The sequence below is a fragment of the Robiginitalea aurantiaca genome (assembly GCF_030380815.1).
GTDB classification, from domain to species: domain Bacteria; phylum Bacteroidota; class Bacteroidia; order Flavobacteriales; family Flavobacteriaceae; genus Robiginitalea; species Robiginitalea aurantiaca.
The window spans coordinates 120,338-140,001 of the sequence record NZ_JAUDUY010000004.1; the positions used below are offsets into that span (position 1 = coordinate 120,338).

At 46.7% G+C, this 19,664-nt stretch carries 15 protein-coding genes; 2 read left to right on the top strand and 13 right to left on the bottom strand.

Annotated elements, in window-relative coordinates; translation table 11 throughout:
• Positions 1–238: 238 nt before the first annotated feature.
• Positions 239–1,333 carry an adenylate/guanylate cyclase domain-containing protein gene (locus tag QU605_RS09570; RefSeq protein WP_289725082.1) on the top strand — a complete coding sequence of 365 codons (1,095 nt, stop codon included), beginning with the start codon at positions 239–241 and terminating at the stop codon, positions 1,331–1,333.
• 14 nt (positions 1,334–1,347) lie between these two features.
• On the opposite strand, the gene QU605_RS09575 is transcribed toward QU605_RS09570, so the two are convergent.
• From QU605_RS09575 to QU605_RS09615, 9 genes are all read right to left on the bottom strand, one after another.
• A complete protein-coding gene (locus tag QU605_RS09575; RefSeq protein ID WP_289725083.1) occupies positions 1,348–3,468 on the bottom strand; it encodes an elongation factor G in 2,121 nt (706 codons plus the stop codon).
• Between the two features lie 264 nt (positions 3,469–3,732).
• Positions 3,733–5,664 (bottom strand): carboxypeptidase-like regulatory domain-containing protein, encoded by a 1,932-nt coding sequence (locus QU605_RS09580; protein WP_289725084.1) that lies wholly within the window; start codon positions 5,662–5,664, stop codon positions 3,733–3,735.
• A 21-nt stretch (positions 5,665–5,685) separates the two neighbouring features.
• Positions 5,686–6,870 (bottom strand): PQQ-dependent sugar dehydrogenase, encoded by a 1,185-nt coding sequence (locus tag QU605_RS09585; protein ID WP_289725085.1) that lies wholly within the window; start codon positions 6,868–6,870, stop codon positions 5,686–5,688.
• 117 nt (positions 6,871–6,987) lie between these two features.
• Positions 6,988–9,348: a TonB-dependent receptor gene (locus QU605_RS09590; protein ID WP_289725086.1), complete on the bottom strand. Its 2,361-nt coding sequence runs from the start codon at positions 9,346–9,348 to the stop codon at positions 6,988–6,990.
• Positions 9,349–9,577: 229 nt separating this feature from the next.
• Positions 9,578–10,006, bottom strand: a complete 429-nt coding sequence (locus QU605_RS09595) for an FKBP-type peptidyl-prolyl cis-trans isomerase (protein ID WP_289725087.1) — start codon at positions 10,004–10,006, stop codon at positions 9,578–9,580.
• 115 nt (positions 10,007–10,121) lie between these two features.
• A complete protein-coding gene (locus QU605_RS09600; RefSeq protein WP_289725088.1) occupies positions 10,122–10,826 on the bottom strand; it encodes a protein-L-isoaspartate(D-aspartate) O-methyltransferase in 705 nt (234 codons plus the stop codon).
• Positions 10,827–10,912: 86 nt separating this feature from the next.
• On the bottom strand, positions 10,913–11,830 hold the full coding sequence (locus QU605_RS09605; protein WP_289725089.1) for an EamA family transporter: 918 nt from the start codon (positions 11,828–11,830) through the stop codon (positions 10,913–10,915).
• 61 nt (positions 11,831–11,891) lie between these two features.
• Entirely contained in the window at positions 11,892–13,049 is a 1,158-nt protein-coding gene (locus QU605_RS09610) for a DUF819 family protein (protein ID WP_289725090.1), read from the bottom strand.
• Between the two features lie 256 nt (positions 13,050–13,305).
• Positions 13,306–14,361, bottom strand: a complete 1,056-nt coding sequence (locus tag QU605_RS09615) for an NAD(P)-dependent alcohol dehydrogenase (protein WP_289725344.1) — start codon at positions 14,359–14,361, stop codon at positions 13,306–13,308.
• Between the two features lie 240 nt (positions 14,362–14,601).
• Here QU605_RS09615 and QU605_RS09620 point away from each other — a divergent pair, with 240 nt between their 5' ends.
• Positions 14,602–15,186 carry a fasciclin domain-containing protein gene (locus QU605_RS09620; protein ID WP_289725091.1) on the top strand — a complete coding sequence of 195 codons (585 nt, stop codon included), beginning with the start codon at positions 14,602–14,604 and terminating at the stop codon, positions 15,184–15,186.
• An 82-nt stretch (positions 15,187–15,268) separates the two neighbouring features.
• Here QU605_RS09620 and QU605_RS09625 read toward each other — a convergent pair whose 3' ends face one another.
• The 4 genes from QU605_RS09625 to QU605_RS09640 all read right to left on the bottom strand — a co-directional run bounded on the left by QU605_RS09625 (position 15,269) and on the right by QU605_RS09640 (position 19,641).
• Entirely contained in the window at positions 15,269–15,490 is a 222-nt protein-coding gene (locus tag QU605_RS09625) for a hypothetical protein (protein WP_289725092.1), read from the bottom strand.
• 235 nt (positions 15,491–15,725) lie between these two features.
• Entirely contained in the window at positions 15,726–16,481 is a 756-nt protein-coding gene (locus QU605_RS09630; RefSeq protein ID WP_289725093.1) for an SDR family NAD(P)-dependent oxidoreductase, read from the bottom strand.
• A 98-nt stretch (positions 16,482–16,579) separates the two neighbouring features.
• Positions 16,580–18,037, bottom strand: coding sequence for a membrane dipeptidase (locus QU605_RS09635; RefSeq protein WP_289725094.1), 1,458 nt, complete (start codon positions 18,035–18,037; stop codon positions 16,580–16,582).
• An 806-nt stretch (positions 18,038–18,843) separates the two neighbouring features.
• Complete coding sequence (locus QU605_RS09640) at positions 18,844–19,641, bottom strand: hypothetical protein (RefSeq protein ID WP_289725095.1); 798 nt, start codon at positions 19,639–19,641, stop codon at positions 18,844–18,846.
• Positions 19,642–19,664: the final 23 nt, after the last annotated feature.

Below are 19,664 nucleotides of genomic sequence, written 5' to 3' on the forward strand. Positions count from 1 at the left end.
AGGCCTGAAAATTTACCTTCTGCTTTACGTGCCGCTGGGGTAATTTGATTAATTTGACGTCGCGAGTTGGCCAATGAATCCTAAAACCATACATTTTTGTATTCGTTCTATCTATTGAAGGGGTTATGCTGCTTGGGTCGTAACAGCAACGAATCTGCATTTAGAAACACCTATCCCAGGGTTGCATCGTCCGGATCTCTCTAATTAGCTGGAGGTATAATAATATGAGCACTTACAAATGATATTCCGTCTGTCCCCTAAATCTCGCAGGAATCTCTCGCGAATCATTCCCTACGGAGTGATCTGGCTGTTCTTGGGATGGTTTATCCTTACCCTTGAATTCTTGGCAACAGGGAATGAAAATCAGCGTCCCGAAACGGAGATCACGCTCTCCTTTGGAGTTTTGGTTTTTGCGTCGCTCGCTGTCTTTATTGCGGGCTTACTGATGGGTGTGCTCGAGGTTTTTGTATTTAAGAACCTGTTCAGATCGAAGGGTCTGGGGGCAAAAATCGCGCTCAAAATGGGGATTTATCTGCTCTTTATGTTAATCCTCAATGCCCTGACCTTCCCGCTGGCTGCAAGTCTGGAACTTGGAACTACCCTAACAGACGAGAAAGTCTGGGAAAAATTCTGGAGGTACCTCGGGAGCGTCACCTTCTGGAGTACGCTGATATCACTCTCCTTCCACATACTGCTTTCACTGATTTATTCAGGCTTTAGCGATCATTTGGGTCATGGTGTTTTGCTGAATCTTTTTACGGGCCGTTATCACCGACCGCTTGGCGAATCGCGGATCTTTATGTTCCTCGATATGCAGTCCTCAACTTCCCTTGCTGAAAAATTGGGCCATCAGCGTTATTTTGATTTTCTCAGTTCCTACTACAACGAACTCTCAGATGCCATAGTAGAACACGAAGGGTCCGTTTACCAGTATATTGGTGATGAAATTGTTATTACATGGGAAACGGAAAAAGGGTTGAGAAATGGGCAGTGCGTGGCCTGCTTTTTCGCCATGCGCAAACAGCTGGAATCCAAAGCCCGCTACTTTCAGGAAGTTTATGGGGTCATTCCCGCCTTCAGGGCCGGACTGCATTGCGGACAGGTTACCACGGGTGAAATTGGCGCCCTCAAAAAGGAGATCTTTTTTACAGGCGACGTCCTCAATGTCACATCCCGGATCCAGAAGCTCTGCAAAATTTACGGCAAAGAGCTCATCACAACGCAGGTCCTGAAAGATCAATTACCGCAAGCCATGGCAGATCAGGCGCAATCCCTGGGCGATTTGGAACTCGAAGGACGGGCTGAAAAAATAGAGCTGTTTTCACTGGCTTAACCCGGGCAGCAGGCTTAGTGTTCTACCGGCTCCAGGGTTTTAGTCAGTTTTTTCTGTACATGCTCCGGTACGGCTTCATAGGAGGAAAATTCCCAGTGAAAATTACCCTTCCCCTGTGTAAGTGACCTTAAATCCGCAGAGTATCCAAATAGTTCCGCTTCCGGGGCTGCACTTTTCAGGACCTGGTATTTATCCAGGCTTTCGATCCCTTGTATTACGGCGCGTCTCGATTGCAGGTCTGTCATGATACTTCCGACCATTTCCCCCGGCACTTTAACGGTAAGGCTTAGAATAGGCTCCAGGAGCTGGGGTTTGGCATTGAGGAAAGCGTCCCTGAATGCATGGGCCCCGGCGATCTTAAACGAGATATCGTTGGAATCAACAGTGTGCATTTTACCATCGTAGACCATAACCCTGACATCCCGTATATACGATCCGGTAAGTGGTCCTGATTCCATGACCTCAAGGATCCCTTTTCTAATTGAAGGAAGATACCGCAGGTCGATTACCCCACCGACAATGCAATTGTAGAAGACGAGCTTGCCTCCCCAGGGTAGCTCTACCTCCTCCTTACCTCGAATATTGAAGCCCTCGGGTTCCGGCATGCCTTCGTACCAGGGTTCAATTTTTAACTGAACCTGTGCGAATTGACCTGCTCCCCCGGACTGCTTTTTATGTCGATAATTCGCAGTGGAAGAACGTTTTATTGTTTCCCGGTACGCTATTTTAGGGGTTTCAAACACCGCCTTAACCCCATAGACGTGTTCCAGCATCCATTCGATTGTACTTAAATGCAATTCGCCCTGGCAGCCCAGGATCTGTTGTTTCAATTCATTTGAAAAGGATATAGAAACCGTAGGGTCCTGGCTGTGAACTTTCCGCAGTGCTTCATTGAGTTTTTCTTCCTCATGTTTATTCTCGGCATAGATAGCCCTTTTTGTCCGCGGCTCGGGATAGGCAGTGGGTTTGATCGTGATTTTTTCACCCTCGGCATGGAGTGTATCCGTAGTTTCGGTAAACTTCAATTTAAGGGTGGCACCAATGTCCCCTACTACAAGCTTGTTCACCCCTGATCGCTTCTTACCGTCCATGATAAAGAGTTGATTAAAGGTCTCCGTTTCCCCGTTCCGCGCATTGACCAACTTATCACCCACCCGGATCTCCCCGGACTTAACCTTGAAAAAGGTGACTTTCCCCACGTTGGGCATCTGCACCGTTTTAAAAGCATAAAGTGTTGTTGGGGCCTCCACAGTGGGTTGCACGACCTTACCTTCCACACTTTGTTCGGGTTTTAATTCTGAGGCCGCGGGGGCCACATTATCAATAAAACCCATCAACCGGCCACTACCCATATCCCGGAGGGCAGATACACAGAAAACAGGAAATAATTCATGATGCAACATCCCTGCTTTGATCCCCTGTCGCATTTCATTCTCCGATAAGGTGCCTTTTTCAAAAAACAATTCCATCAGGGCTTCGTCGTTTTCGGCTGCTTTTTCTACCAGTTCGTTGTGCAGGTGGTCGGCGAGCTCTTGCTGATCCTCAGGTATTGGGAATTTTTCGGGTTTCCCTCCCTCGGATGAGAACTTGTACATCTTCATCTTCAGCACATCGATAATACACTGTGCTCCGTCAACTTTAATCGGGTATTGCACTTTCACCGCATGATTCCCAACCAGGTTCCGGATTTCGTTAAAACTTTCCTCAAAATCTGCGTTTTCGTGATCGATCTGATTTACCACAAACAAGGAAGGCTTATTGTATTTATCGATATAATTCCAAATGATCTCGGTGCCGATCTCCACACCGTGCTGCCCATTCACTACCGTTACCAATGTATCGGCTACGCGTATGGACGATAGGATCTCGCCAATAAAGTCATCCAGACCAGGGGTGTCAATAATATTGATTTTGTAATTACGCCACTCCGTATGCAGGGGGGTTGCAAAAACGGAACTACCCCGCTCCTGTTCAATATCGTGGTAGTCAGACACGGTGTTCTGCTGCTCGACAGATCCCCGTCGGTTAATGAGGCCCGCTTCGAATAACATGGTTTCCGCCAGGGTTGTTTTTCCGCTGCTGTGCGCACCTACAAATACTACGTTCTTAATGTGTTTATCGTCAAATACCTTCATGTATATGGAACTTAGAATTGAAAATAATAGTAAAAATCAAGCCTAAATATACATTCGCCCAAGTCGGAAAAACATGACATTTACCCATGTTACAGCTAAATTTCCAGTTTTGAGCAGGGCGGTCTTCACCGGTTTTTCAAAGGCTGTGAATTTATCCATAGGACTTAAAAATAGGCTGGGTCCATTAAGGGGCTGGAGCAAGCTATTTATTGATTAGGAAGCCTTAGAGATAAACAAATAGATAAACAAAGATCCTGCAAGTGCTTAATACCGAACCTCCAGAGTATACCCAAGGCCAAGGCCTTTGAGTACCTTTTTCATTTCCACCTCCTTGGAGACCCGCTCAAAGGTGCCCCCGGTGAGCATACCCAGGGAAACGGCCAGGGCCTCCGTGGATCCAACCTCCGCTTCGGCATCGATCCATTCCAGGGTTACCAGGACATCTTCGGTCAGCACGATATCGTAAGGCCTTAAGTCGACGCCTATCCGCCCCGTCTCTTTGGACTCCACAGCAATAATGATGTTTTCCTTTAAGATGTTCTCAGTGGGTTTTCCCCTATCTAAACGATACATATTGAGCCTGAAATAGACTTTGCCACTAAACCGGTTATAGGAAACATGAAAGCTGAAATTATCCACAAGAAGCGGCTGCCGACCCACTTTCATGCGAATGCCCATCTCTTTTCCAAATTGCGAATAATGAAAAAGGTGGCCGATAAACTTAGATTCGGTATTATTCCCAAGGGTCTTGCGTTTCCATTCCCGGGCTGTTAGGACGATTTCGTCTAATTCTGAAATCGCCTCCTTCATCTGGATGGCTACAGGTTCGGAATTTGCCTGTAGCTCGCTAACAGGGAATTCCTGACTTTCATAGCCCACCATCGAAATTCTGAGTGTATCTAAGTAGTTTGCTTCTGTAAGCTCAAAACGAAAAACCCCCTGGGAATTGCTCACGGTTCCAATGGGTTTGCCGATTAGCCCGATATTCACGTAGGCCAGACCCTCCCCTGAGTTCTTATCAGTAATGTTTCCGGAAATCGTAAAGGAATCCAAAACCTCGGTTACGTATTCCAGCGGCTTATCCGTTTTGTCCGCCTCTTGAAGCAGTTCCCGGTAATAGGCCTCAAAGCCGCTCCTACCAGTTAACTCCTGCTGAAAAAAGCGCAGGGAAGCCGTCATAATTTCTTCGTAAACCTGCACTTCCGTAGGGCTGGTCTCTAAAACCCAGGCCAGGCTGGCAAAGTCTTCATGCCTGGCGTTTACAAGCCGTATATAATGAACCGGGCTTTGTATTTTTTTATAGTAGCAGTATTCCGAGGTGGGTGCGAATTCTGCAATCCGATCCCCGGCTTCCATATGGAGGAAAGCCGCCCGGGTCTTCTCCGGGTGCAGAACCCCGGCCTCGTAAATTTCAGAGAGATAGGCGTCATCTGCATCGGTGTCCCCGTAATAAAACGTATCCGAACCGTCCAGGGAAACCATGGCCTTAAAATCCGGGTGGCGGTCTAACAATAAAATGCCACTCATCCCGCCCCAACTAAGCCCGAGTATCCCCTTCCGGGACATATCCACAGCAAATTCGCCTGATCTTTTCAGGTATTCCATGGCGTGTTCGGCATCGTAAACCTGCTCCATGGTATTCTCAAGACCATTGGTCATGTCTCCCGGATAGGCACCGATTGAGGATATGGAAACAACCACAAATCCTTGTTCTGCCAATTGCTCCAGGAGTCGGAAACTCTCCCAGCCCATCCCGTTATACCCAGCCATATAAACAATTAAAGGAAAAGACCCGCTTGCCGCAGGGGCTCCCCGAAAACTGCTTGTTTGCTTCTTTAAAAGGCGTTTGCCTTCTTCTGCCTCCAGGCCAAAGCCCGCTGCCAGGTACATGATAAGTTCATCGGAATAACCCGCGTAATCGGTTTCATCCTGATAGGCGATCGCACGCTGTTCATGAAGCCGGAATAAGTCCTCAAAAAGCATGGCATCTCCAGATGCGCCCGCAGGGGCCGGATACCAGATATCCAAATCTAAAGGGCGGTAATGCAAGCGGTCACCCTCAGCCGTTCCGGGTTTATAGATGCGGGAAGAATCCACAAGGTGAACTGTCCTGAACCCCGCCGCATATTCCGGGGGTTCCTGAGAACATAAAGGGAGTACACCCCCGATCAGCAAGCAGAAAAAAAGACGGTTCATATAATTCGTCCGGGGAATCGGCTAAGCGCCTGTATATCGCACCCGGTATATCGCATTCCCGAAGTCATCGGAAATCAGCATGGAACCGTCCTCCAGCCAAAGGAGGTCAACAGGCCTGCCGAAGGCTTCCTGAGATTCTTCATCCAGCCAGCCATCAATAAATGGGGTGTAGCTTACGGCCTTGTCGCCTTCAAGTTTTACCATGGATATACGGTATCCGACTTTCGAAGAGCGGTTCCAGGAACCGTGTTCCGCGATAAAGGCATGTCCTTTATAGGCTTCCGGGAAATTATCCCCGGTATAAAACTTTATCCCCAGGGGAGCTACATGAGCCCCTAAATTCTGCACGGGCGCTACAAAATCTTCGCAGGGGCGCTGATCGCCGTATTCAGGATCAGCAATCGTGCCCCCATGGCAAAAAGGGTATCCGAAATGCTGTCCGGCCTCGCTGACGCGATTCAGCTCGCAGGGTGGAATGTCATCCCCCATCATGTCGCGCCCATTATCTGTAAACCAGAGTTCCCCGGTTTCGGGATGCCAGGTAAAGCCCACGGTATTGCGTACCCCATTGGCATATACCTCCCGGTTGCTGCCATCGGGATCCATCCGTGTAATGGAGGCATAGCGTTTATCGACCTGTGCTGAATCACAAATATTACAGGGTGCACCCACAGGTACATACAATTTATCATCTGGCCCGAAGGCGATATACTTCCAGCCATGGTGGCCTTCGGTAGGGTAATCCTCATAGATTACCTCCGGTTCCGGAAGTTTATCCAGGTTATCCTCAATGTTCGGGTACCGAAGCAGCCTGTTGATTTCGGCTACATAGAGGGCTCCGTCTCTGAAGGCAATCCCGTTGGGTACAATTAAGGTCGTATCCAGAATAAGGGTGCGATCCGCCTTGAAATCCCCATCCAGATCCTGAATGGCGTATAGTTTGTTCGCCTTACGCGTCCCGACAAACAAGGTTCCCTTGTCCCCTATCGCCATGGACCTGGCATCCTCGATGCCCTCTGCAAATGTTTCAATGGTAAAACCGTCCGGCAAGTTCAATCTCTCCAAAGGAAGGCCACTTGTAACGGCTTCGGCCACTGCATCTACTTCTGGCTTCGCCTCAGTGGGTTTTGATTCTTTACAGGAGAAAATGGTCAGGCATACGCAGCCCGCAGCCAACAATCTAAGTTTAAGTCCAGTGCGTTTCATAAAAATGGTCGTGTTTAGCATTTCAAACTTAACAATAGTGATAACACCAAGGGCCGGGTTTAACGCAGAATTTGCATTTTCCCTTGCTATCCGGACGTAAAATTATAAAAGCTGCCCCTAGAAATCAATGACAATGCCCAGGCTTGGAATCAACTGACCCCCTCCGTTTTGAATTTCCACCAGGCTTTGGGGTTCAATAATCATCCCTGAAGGATCCCGATTTAATCCGTATTCCGGAGGGCTTGGAATATCCTGGGCCAGCACATTCTGGATTTCGATAAAGACATCAAAAGCAAAATTTCTCAGGTTCCACTTTTTATCCAGCCGTATATCCAACTGACTGAAGATATCGAGTTTCTCCTCCCCGAGCCGGGAATAATCCAGGACGATTTCAGGATAGTTTTCAAGGGTGGCATCGAGATCGGTTGGCACAAATGGGGTACGCCCGGCGAAGCGATACCGGGCACTGAATTCCCAGTTTCTGCCAAACTTATATCCACCCACAAAAGAGAGCAAATGCCTGCTGTCCCATACCGAGGGCAGGTACTGCTTCGAATCGAAGCCTGTAAATTCACTGTAAAACCAGGTATAGGAAAGAATGCCGTAAAAATTATTTGTCAGTTTTTGCTGAAAGGATAATTCGGCCCCATAACTCCTGCCCTTACCAACGGTTTCAATGGGCTCGCTCCCAAGTACTTCGAACCCGCCCCCTTTGTTTGCAAGGGAAACACTATCGCGAACGGAGACGGGATAGTCGCTATACCGCTTGTAAAACCCTTCGAGGGAAATACTTGAAGAGGGCGAAAAGTAGTGCTGGACACCCAGGACAACGTGATCGCTCCGGGTGTAATCGACATTTTGGTTGATCAGCTCATCCTGGTTGTTTCGAAATCCGAGGATTGTATATGGGGGGATCTTAAAGTATCTACCCACCGAGGCATTGAGGTTCCATTCCGGGGCGAATTCATAAGAGGCTGAAATCCTTGGCGAAAACGTGCTGAGTAAACTCTCATTTTGGGTAAACGTATCATCATCCATCCGGAAGCCGAATGAGAGGTCGAGTTTATCGTTTATAAAAGAGCGGGTAAGGTTGGCAAAAAGCCCGTATTTGACAAAGTCGATTTCGGTATCAAATTGTGCCTGATTGACACGGTCTACGGTGACATTGCTGTAGTCGGAGTATTGTACATTGGCTCCTGAGCTCAATTTCCAATCCCCGAAAAAACGGGTAAACTCGTAACGGAGTTTTGTTTCCGCTTCTGTGGCATCGTTATTAAAGAGGACTCCTGTTTCTGTTTCAGGGTCCTGATACCTGGTAAATTCATTCACCAGGAAATTGTTACTCAGGGTGGTCAGCATATAGCCTTTCCCATTTTTAAACCGGTTCCTCCAGCTTACCCCTATTGCATTGGTGCGTTGTTGGATAAAAGGAGCCTGATCCAGTTGCGCCTGCTGTTCAGGATCGAACTCCTCGGGAGCGTTGACCGAGAAATCATCAATGGACCCCAGGCCAGTCAAACTAATGGTATTGTAGGCGTCCAGTTCGTGGTTGATCTTAAACTGATAATCCCAGTAATCCGGTCGGAAAGGCAGACCGATAGCCTGAAATAAAAATTGCAGATAACTTCTCCGCACAGAGGCCAGAAAAGTGGTTTTCGATTCTTCTCCCTCTTTTTTAAACAGCGGCCCCTCTAAGGTCAGGGCAGCCTCACTGGCACTGACTCTGAAATTTCCCGCAAATTTTCTGGAATTACCTTTTCGTTGCTCAAATTGAAGTACTCCCGAAAGTGGATTGTCATATCTCGAGTTAAAGGCTGAAGTAGATAAGGTAACGTTTTCAATAAAAGAGACGTTAATCATTCCTACCGGCCCCCCGGCACTCCCCTGGGTGCTAAAGTGATTGATATTGGGTATTTCCATCCCGTCCAGATAATAAACGGTCTCATTGGGCGCACCCCCTCGAATGATGAGGTCGTTTCGAAACCCGCCAATCGAGGGTGAAACACCTGGCAGGGTTTGGGCCACCTGGACCACATCGTTGTTACTACCCGGGTAGGTTGCAATTTCAACAGCAGATAACGTCTGTGTGGAAAGTGGCGTTTCACGGGGCCTTGAAATGGTATTTTCGTTGGAAACCACGACCTCTTCCAGCTGCTCCGACGCCGTTTCGAGCTCAAAATTATAAGCCGGGGTCCCTTTAGAACGTACGATAATATTATATTTCGTCTGGGTTTTAAACCCCAAATAACTGGCTATAAGATTATAAGACCCCGGGGGGACTTCAGAAATTTCGTATTTCCCGTCAAAGTCTGTCTGCGCCCCCATTTGAGTGCCTTCCAGAAATACACTGGCTCCAATGAGTGGCTCTCCGAGTTCATCGGTAACCGTACCAAAAACAGAAGTGTTGACCTGAGAAAAAACGGGGCTTCCCATAAATAGCACAATTCCAACAAGAAGTACATTGATTCCTCTTACCATGTTATTGTTTGATCTTTACTACTAAATATTAAACAAAGTAACTTCAAATAGCACGGAATAAATCTAAAACGATGTTAAAATGAACGATTTCAGACCCCATAGAAGGAGTCCCCTAATGTCCCTCGTTCCAGAGGCTAAAGCCTGCCTTTATGTTAACGCTAACGCTTTGTCATGTATATAAAAAAGCCGCCCTTTTCAGGGCGGCCTTACCAACATATAATAGGTTAACTTACTTTATTTCAACAAGCTCCAGATCAAAGATGAGATCCTGACCTGCAAGAGGGTGATTGGCATCGACCACAATACTGTTATCACGAACTTCTGTAATAATCAGCTGGCGCTCGCTTCCATCCTCACCCTGCGCAACCAATCCCATTCCGATTTCAGGGGCAATTTCTGCAGGTAATTGCTCCTTAGCAATTTCCTGAAACAATTCTTTTTGCACATCTCCATAGGCTTCCTCCTTTGGAATTTCAATGGTCTTCTTTTCGGCGACCACCATATCGATAAGACCCTGTTCAAATCCGGGTATCAGGCTTCCCTGTCCCAATTGAACCTCAAGGGGCTCACGCTCCAGGGAGCTGTCAAATATTTCACCTGTAGAAAGTTTTCCGGTGTAGTGAACGCGTACTGTATCGTTCTCTTTTACTTTACTCATTACGTGTTTTTTAATTTGAGATAATAACGGCCGCAAAGTTACGCGCAAATTCGCGGATAGACGAAGAAATGCCGTGATATCTGAAGCGGAATAGTGTTAAAAGGAACCTAAAACATTAGGGCTTTCCGGACTGCCTTACAAAGGGAACAAAGCGCACTGCCATGAGCTTTTCGGATTTAAACTTTCCGTTTTTCCGTGTAATCAGGGTCAATTGACGTACCCCTCCGTGAGGTCCTATGGGAATCACCATGCGTCCCCCATCCGCGAGCTGCTCCATTAAGGGCTGGGGAAGGGTCTCCGCCCCCGCGGTAACCATAATAGCGTCAAAAGGAGCCACCTCAGGCCATCCATTATACCCGTCTCCTATACGCAGGGTTACATTCCGGTACCCAAGCGCTTTCAGCCGTCTTTTTGCCGCCATACCTAAAGGCTCCACAATTTCTATAGTATATACCTCACCTCCCAGTTCCGAAAGGATAGCTGCCTGATAACCGGAACCCGTACCTATTTCCAGGACCTTTTCACCCTCCTGCACCCCGAGGACCTGAGTCATATAGGCTACAATGTACGGCTGCGATATTGTCTGGCCTTCCCCTATGGGTAAAGCCCGGTCATTATATGCCAAATCCTTGTAATCCTCAGGGACAAATTCATGACGTGGTATTCGTCTCATTACTGCAAGAACACTGCTGTCGCTAATATCCCTTGCCTCTAACTGTTCCCTGACCATGACCTCCCGCAGGGCTGTATAGTCCTGCTGGGCAAAGCCTTCCTGAAGAAACATCAGGCAAATTAGAAGTAAAACAGCTGCTTTCTGCATGTTTGAAAACGAATTAATACGAGCCTAAAAATACAACTTATCAATAAGAGTGCTAAAACGAGAATTGCGCCCATCTTTAGCGGCTTTTATTTTCGAAAACGCCTGAGTCCGGCAATCTTCTTTTTTGAATTGATAAAATAGACCCCTGTAAGCAAGATAAAGGCGGCAACGATCGATTGCATGGTAATGGCTTCATCGAGAAAATACCAACCCAAAAACATGGCTACAATCGGATTGACATACGTATTGGTGGCAACCTTCTCCGGGGAAACTACTTTAAGAAGGTAGTTAAAAGAGGTAAAGGCGACAATACTGCCAAAAATCACCAGCAGGATCATGGATATAAGGGTGTCGGTATCCCATCCTTTCAGGGGTAACCAGGGTTCATTAAAGCCCAGACTCATCAGGCAGAGCATAACACCCCCGGTTATCATCTGATAGCCTGTATTGACAAAATAATTCTGAGGGAGATCCGCTTTCCCGACAAACAAACTGCCATAGGCCCATGCGAGCATGGCTGAAAATATCATAAGGATGCCAAGCAGGGCATTTTCCTCCTGTACCACGGTATTCTGATTGATCAGAAGATACATCCCAAGCACTCCAAGAGCGACACCCACCATAGACATGGGTTGAATTTTCTTTCCCTGTAAAATCCACATCATCAGCAGGATTACAAGGGGCTGTGCTGAAATTTCGAGGGCGGCAAAATTACTGTCCACATACTTCAAAGCCCATACCACTACCCCATTTCCAAAACTGAGGAATAAAAAACCCGCCAAAGTGACGTTTAAAAACTGCTTTTTGGTGATGCGTATGCTCTTACCCATCAAAAGCGCAATACTAAAAATCAATATACCTGCCGTCAGAAAACGGATTCCAGCCAGCATAAAAGGCGCAAGCTGGGCAACAGCGATTTTATTCAGAAGATAGGTGGAACCCCAAATCACATAGATCGCAAAAAATGCAGCCAGTATAAAGGGCAGTTGTGATCGGTTCTCCATTCCGCAATATTAAGGCATTCCCGATCAAAAAATACACTTCAAAGTCAAAAAAACCAGGAGGTTAGACCAGACCCGCCACCATAAACCCAAGATAGGTGCCCAGTGCATTTCCAAGTGACCCTATAAGGATCGCCGGCAAAATCAATTCATTGCGCCCAAAATTCTTGGCAAGGGCCATAGCGGTTGTCCCGCCCCCCACATTTGCCTGTGAAGCAATAGCCGCCATATCCCAGTCATACTTCAGAATATAACAGCCGAGAAATACGATAATGCCATGCCCCAACATGGTAATGGAAATAAATCCCAGCAAAAGCAATGCGAGTTCTCCGGCCTCTCCCAGCGCACTAAAGTCACAATAGGCGCCAACAACAGCCAGAAAGAGGTATACCCCCCAACTGCCCAGGAACATATTCCCCTTTTGTCTGTAGATCGCCGGTATCTGGGCGAGCACTAGCGCGAGGGTGGTAATAATGATCATTCCCGGCACATTCCATCCCATTTCCTTAAGCACACCTGCTAGCCAATTTGTAAGCAGAAGGCCAAAGGCGCTCAGGCCAATCCAGAGGGAGAGCGACCGGATATTCAATTCCGCAGCCTCGTCCTCTACTTTATCCGGAGTCTCCTGCTCTTCACGTACGGTTGCTTTCATTTTCTTAAGTGGAAACCACCTGCCGAGCAATACAGGGACGGCAATTGTAACAAAAAACCACAAGGTGGTGATTACATTGTCTGCAGCTACGGCACTGGTATACACCAATCCCTGATCCATCACGCGATAATGCAGGGCAACCGCATTGAAATTTATACTTCCCCCGGTATAGGTGCCGGCAAGCATGCCTGCCAATGCCGGGTACAGGCCTTCAAACAAGGGTCCGTCTTTAATAATTAGGGTTGCGACAAAAACCCCGAGAACAGTGCCCAGACTTCCGAGAAGAAAAAGTACGAGTATGGGAAATCCGGTTTTTTTGAGCTGTGTCAGATTTACATCCATCAACATCAGAAAAAGGGAAGCAGGGGCCACATACTCGAATATAAAGTCATAAGTGGGATTGGCCCGGCTTGGAAGAAGTCCGGAGTTGGCAAAGATTGCTCCAAGTACGATTACCAGAAGCGCAATTCCAAAGGCCTTGAACATTCGTTTCTGACTTACCCAATCGGATAAGAAAAGAACCAGGGCAAGCATGAAAATAAGATAAACGGGGGATTCGAGAAAGGTCATTCAGTAGTTATTTCCGGATTTGAAGATAGGGTTTCTAGGGCAAACCGCGTCCATGGGAGAAACCAAGGTAGCTCCATATGCCGCCGGCCTTATGAAGACTGTATGACCTCTCCGGGGCAGGATTTCATCCCCTGGCTCAGGCATAACCACCCTGATTATTCGGAGTTCAGGTTTAAAAAAGACCAGGTAATGCAATCCTTTCCTGAGGTGAATACTATAATTTAGGAAAACGCCGTACCCATGTACCTAAACGAGACTACTGCGATTTAAGGGATTGCATATCGATGACGAAACGGTATTTCACATCTGAAGCTACCACGCGCTCATAAGCCTCATTGATCTCCTGCATATCGATCATTTCAACATCACAGGTAATGTTGTGTTTTCCGCAGAAGTCCAGCATTTCCTGGGTTTCCGCAATACCTCCTATGAGTGAACCCGCAATGCGCTTTCGCCCCATCATTACCCCACCCCCGTGAAAGGGTTTTAAGGGCTCTACAGCCCCTACAAGAACCATGGTGGCATCGATCTTGAGCAAACCGATGTAGGGATCCATCTCGTGACCGACAGGAATGGTATTAAGGATGAAGTCGAAGGAATTCGCCTGCGCCTGCATCGCTTTGGAATCCGTGGAAATCAGGACTTCGTGAGCACCGAGAGCTTCTGCATCCCGGGCTTTTTCAGGAGAACGTGTAATCATAACTACATGGGCGCCCAGGGCATTGGCAAATTTGATGCCCATGTGACCAAGGCCTCCCAGTCCGACAACGCCAACGCGGTCCTTTTTCCCCACCTTCCAGTGTCTCAGGGGTGACCAGGTGGTAATCCCGGCGCACAATAAGGGTGCAGCTCCCCTGACGTCTATCGTCTCAGGAATCTTCAAAACAAAATCCTGGTCTACTGTGATGTGCGTCGAATAACCGCCGTAGGTGCGTCCGAAATCCGGTTCGGGGCTATTGTAAGTCCATGTACATCCTTTTTCACAAAACTGCTCCAGGTCTTTTTTACAGGGAGCACACTCTTTACAGGAATCCACCATACAACCGACCCCCACAAGGTCACCTGCTTTAAATCTCCGGACTTTGGACCCCACTTCCAATACCCTGCCTACGATCTCATGACCCGGAACAACGGGATATGTGGAATTCAGCCATTCATTGCGAGCTGTGTGAATATCACTATGGCAGACGCCGCAATACGTAATTTCTATATACACGTCCCGTTTACCCGGGTTTCTGCGGTTAATATTCATTTTATCCAAGCGTCCCTCAGCGGACTGGGTTCCGAATGCTGAAACTGTTGTACTCATTATTTCAAAGTTTAAAGTCTATAACTGTTCTTAAGATGTATTTCTAAAGATAATTAGTTTTAAAGAATACCGGGACGAATCAATAGTAAATAGCATTTCCATGCAGCAATTGGCCAAGTCGGCAGGACTGAAAGGCATTTTTTCTTAAATGTTTAACTATTATGCTAAAACTTTAAACATTATTTAATAACTCCCCCTGCAATCATTACCTACATTCGTCACCTAATCTAAACACACTAAAAAATGAATCTTATTAAATCAACTCTTGTTGCGGTCCTATGTGGGAGCTTTACAATGGTAAATGCCCAGGGAACCGAAAAGGTAACTGCTGATGTTAAGGAATCGACTCAGGTACAAGTAATGGGCACAGAAGCTCAATCCACACCAAGTATTGTAGGAGTGGCTGCAAGCAATGAAGCTTTTGCAACCCTGGTGGCTGCTGTAAAGGCGGCTGATCTTGTCGGAACGCTTGAAAGTGCCGGACCATTTACGGTTTTTGCACCAACGAATGACGCCTTTGCCAAACTTCCTGATGGAACCGTAGAATCGCTGCTGAAGCCAGAAAACAAAAAAGCACTTGCCGGAATCCTCACCTACCATGTGGTAGCTGGAAAATTTATGGCTGCTGACGTAGTAAAGGCTATTCAGGACAACAACAATGCTTTTGTTGTCAAAACTGTGAATGGACAGTCCTTAACGTTGAGCGTTAAAGATGGTTCCGTTATGGTAACTGACGCCAATGGGAATGCTGCCAAGGTAACTGCTACGGATGTTAAAGCTTCCAACGGAGTTATTCACGTAATCGATTCGGTTGTATTGCCTAAGTAATTCGGTTTTACACACGGATAAAAAAATACCGCTCAATTTGAGCGGTATTTTTTTTTCATAGCAATCGTAATCCCATCTTAATCTACACGTCCACCCGCATTTTAAGTCGCTTTTCGACCTTCTGCTTAATGGTTGTAAGTCGTTTCATAACCTCCATTAAATGCTGATCACGTGATTTCTTGTATACTTCGTTGATCTCCAGGATCAAATTCTTTAAGTCGCGGGAAGCCTGAACGCGTTCACTAGTAGTAATTCTGGACCACTTCCGGCTTTCAAACTCCTCGGCTCGCTGTAGTAATTCCATAACCTTCCTTTTTTTAATTTATCCTACCAAAATCGTTCCAGAATCCGCAGAAGGACATTTTGCTCCCGTCTTATTCCAAAGTACTCTTAGACTCACCAGGATAGACGCTAAAAAATTCCAGATCTGAGGTTTCAATGAACTTAATGTGCGTAAGATACGATAATGGATTATTTTGTTCAATGCTATTAACATATGTTTAAACAATAGAACTATAGCCCTGAACAATGGATGCCCTTCAATGCATGTAACTACCGGCATTTAAGTCTATTACCGTACCCGTTGCGTGGTCCATTTTACCTTCGCAAATGAAGGCGGCCAGTGGAGCAATATGCTCCGGCCGTGTAAGCTCAGGTAAGGATATTTCATCCAGCAATATGGATTCTCCATGTGTCTCAATAAAGGATTCGGCCATAGCCGTTCGCGTAAAACCAGGTGCCAGTACAAAGGAAGTAATCCCGGATTTGCCGAATGAACGAGCCACGGTTCGGGCCAAAGAGGTCAACCCGCCTTTTGAGGCTGCATAAGCCATATAATCTGAAGTTTCGCCTCGGAAAGCCGCACGGCTTCCCACATAAATAAAACGACCGCCACCGTGTTTCAAAAAGTGATTAATCCCTAGATGTGTTAACACACCCGCGCTATCGAGATTGATTGACAATGTCTTTTTCCATACTGCAAACCATGAATCAGGTGGCATATCTGGCGGGTGCGGCAGAAATACACCCGCGTTTACGATAATGGTATCGAGTTTCCCCAGTCGGTCGATACAGGTATGGAATAAGCGAGCAACATCCTCAGGCTTTTCCAAATCTGCTCCAATGCAAATGGAATCGCTTTCAGGGAATTCAGAAAGTAATTCAAGGCCAGCATCTTTATTGGAATTGTAATGTACAGCCACGCGCCCTCCCTGGGCCATGAGTTCACGGGCGATCGCCCTGCCGATACCTCTGGAAGCCCCCGTGACCAAGATGTGTTGTCCTGTTAAATTCATCTCTACAGGTGAAATGTAGGCAGAATTGAACAGAATTCCAATGCCATAAAATCCGGTTTTCGCAAGCGCTTTCCATACCGGCAGATGCCGTCAAAAGATCAGAGGGTTCTCCGGAAGTGTTTTTTTAAAAACTGATGCCCATTTTCAACAAATACCCTTTGGATTACCTCGGCCGCCGAAATGCGATTTTCTGGAAGGGTCCATTGTGCTGTTCTTAAATAATTGTATGCATGCCTTTCTGTGAAATCAGCCAGGAAAGGAAGTTCTTCTGCTGTCCAAAATCCGTTTAAGGAATCGATAATGCCGTCAAAATCTGAGCCAATAGCCATGATATCCCAGGCAAATAGTCCCTCATTATCAAGTGTTTCAGCTATATGCTGAATTTGTCTCCACAGGAGTTCGGACCTGTAATGCATAATTTTGTTCCTAAAAAGGGACCGACTTGTACTTTGCAGCATTTCCTTACTGGCAATTCGGCGTTCGTCCAATTGCAAACCGATAAGTCCACCGCTTTTGGCCAGCCGGATAATTTCTTCGTCATAAAAGTTTATCGAAACCGGGTTCAAAAGCGCAGAGGTTTGCAGTGGGCCGGGAACAGGATTCCGAAAAGAGACCAATCCATTACAGGCACCATGGCTGATAAGCAGTGGAAAATCACTGGAGCCCAGGCTTCCAGATTCCCTTAGCTGGTATAACTCCTCCCGTGCCCGCGCACTCATATGTTTGATATCCGGCAGGATCCCGGGGCCATTCTCCTCTGAGAGCATTGCCTTTAGAACGGCTATCCCCAAAGGAGTAATTCCGGTTCCCATGCCCTCAAGTTGGTTCGTGCTGCGCTCCACGATGCCCGAAAGACTTGGGGCATGCCCGCAGATGTGATTCCAGAAGTGATGTGCAACGGTAATAAAGAAGGGAGTGTATTCCCATTTTTTAATGCGCCCTAAACAGGCGAGAACTTCTTCCTCGTCGGGTTCCTGGTTCAGCCCGGTATTCAGGACGTGTAAACCTTCAATGGACAGGACTATACATATGGTTTGCGGACCCTCCGGGTTCGCATTTGAGAATCGCGCTATTTCCGAATAGTCCCGGACAAGGCGATAACGGAATCGCCCTTCAGGCAGTCGGACAATCCGGCCGTTCTGCTGTGTATAGAAGTTGTACTCCCGTACTAGGTCCTCAAAGTAATCCGGCATTTCCTGCAGGTAATCTATTCGATGCTTCCCCAGGCCTGTGGCCAGGTCGAGGAGCAGGTCACTCAGCGTATCGCTTTTGATTGTATTATTTACAAAACCCTTTTCCAGTGGATAGAGGGAAGCACAGATTACCCTGACCCCACCACGTGCAAGGCAATGACCGTTGGCCTGAGAAAACTTTGTGAGACGGGCGGTGTAGTTCAGCAACTTATCGGTCAGGTTTGGCGGATCGTAGTACCAAAAGCTCGTCTTATTTGAACGATGCGGGCTTTGGAGGCCCACAGGCTTGTTTCGGAAACTCTTTCCGAAAGGCTTCAGGGCCGGATGGCAATGGAAATCTATGTAGTCATTCGATTCGGACACAGGAGTACTATTTTATCCTATAGGTAAGATACTAATTCTGGAAGGTTTAATATCCTTTTTTAAGGTACCTCTGCACGGCTGCAGTATACTCCTCCCCTCTCATAAGTCTCCTAAATTCGGACGATTGCTATTCAGGTTCACTTTTAAAACAGCTGTTTCCCGTTTTTTTTAAAATTTTATTGAATAACACCTATGCCGTTGTATTTGTGAGGGTTACCCCGGATCTGGCCTGCCGTTTCATGTTAAAAAATGTTTAAAATGGTACCTTTTATAGCATAGTACTGTAACAATTCAAATTTGTGCTCGTCTTATTAAGTGTAACGCAGTTTATTTGCTGCCATTCTAAAACAAATTCATCAATTAAAAAACAAATCATCATGAAAGCACTCGGAAATTCATCATCGACAAGTCACAGGAGATTTTCACATTACTCCAATTTTAAAACGTCCCTCAGGGTACAATGGTCAGAATCCAGGCACTAACTTTTTAAAGTATTCATCAATCATCAATCACTATTCATCAATCATCAATCACTATTCATCAATCATCATTCATCAATCGCCATTCATCAGTCATCATCAAAAAACGCAACAGTCATGAAAACAAGTATCAATCATACTCCGACCGGGTCCAGAAGGTATACCTACTTTTCTAATTTCAGGGACAGCAAACGTGTAAGGTGGTCCGAAAATCGGAATTATGTGACCTAGGCCCAGCTTTTTTTGCCAGGGCGGGACATGCGAAAAAAAGAAATCCCGTATGCGACCAGCATACGGGATTTTTAATGCGCAATCGCAATCGGGGTGCTATAGTTCAATTTCCTCTGTTGCCCCGCTGGGATATATGATCGTAACAAGGTTATCACAACTACCATCACCAAAGTCCACACGTAATTCAAGACCGTTTTTATCGATGTCCATAAGACCGCTGACCAGGTATTCGCATAGCAATGTCCCGTTCAGGGGTTCAGTCGTAGACACACTGTATATCGTATTCCCATTGGTAACCGTCCAGTCCCCGGTAATGGAATAGGATGTTTCACCCAGGGATTCCCCGAATTGGAATTCCAGGTTTTTAATGCCGTTTTCGGTCAGGGTTGTCCCATCTTCGAAAACCACAGTCATTTCACTAGATACCGACAGCAGGAGGCTCCTATCACCTTCTTGACTTACGGTGATGGTGCGAATCCCGTTAAGTTGAACCGAACCAACAAAGAAATCAGAATACGAAACGGTAAATGAGGTTACCTCCGGGTTTGAAGCATAGGTAACTTCAAGGACGCCATTTACGGCATCTGTTGTATTTAAGATACAGTTGTCAAATACAACCCTAAAACCCGTTTCGGTATAGGTTATTTCATAACAATTGTCATCGGCAAACTTTGCTGCCGCAGCCGTATTTTTTTCATAGAGGTCTAATAGCACTTCATCCAGGACACCTGTCCACTGGTCCGCTTCTAAAATCGTTGACAGTTCTGTCTGTGAAAGTTGGCTGTTCTCCGCCATCAGATCTTTTTCCGCGTCTTTGCTGCAGCTCTGAATACCGCCGAGCAAGGCCAGAAAAAGAACAAAATTAAAAATTCGAAAGGAAGAAAAGTGTTTCATCAGAATACCTGTTTAGGGGGTTC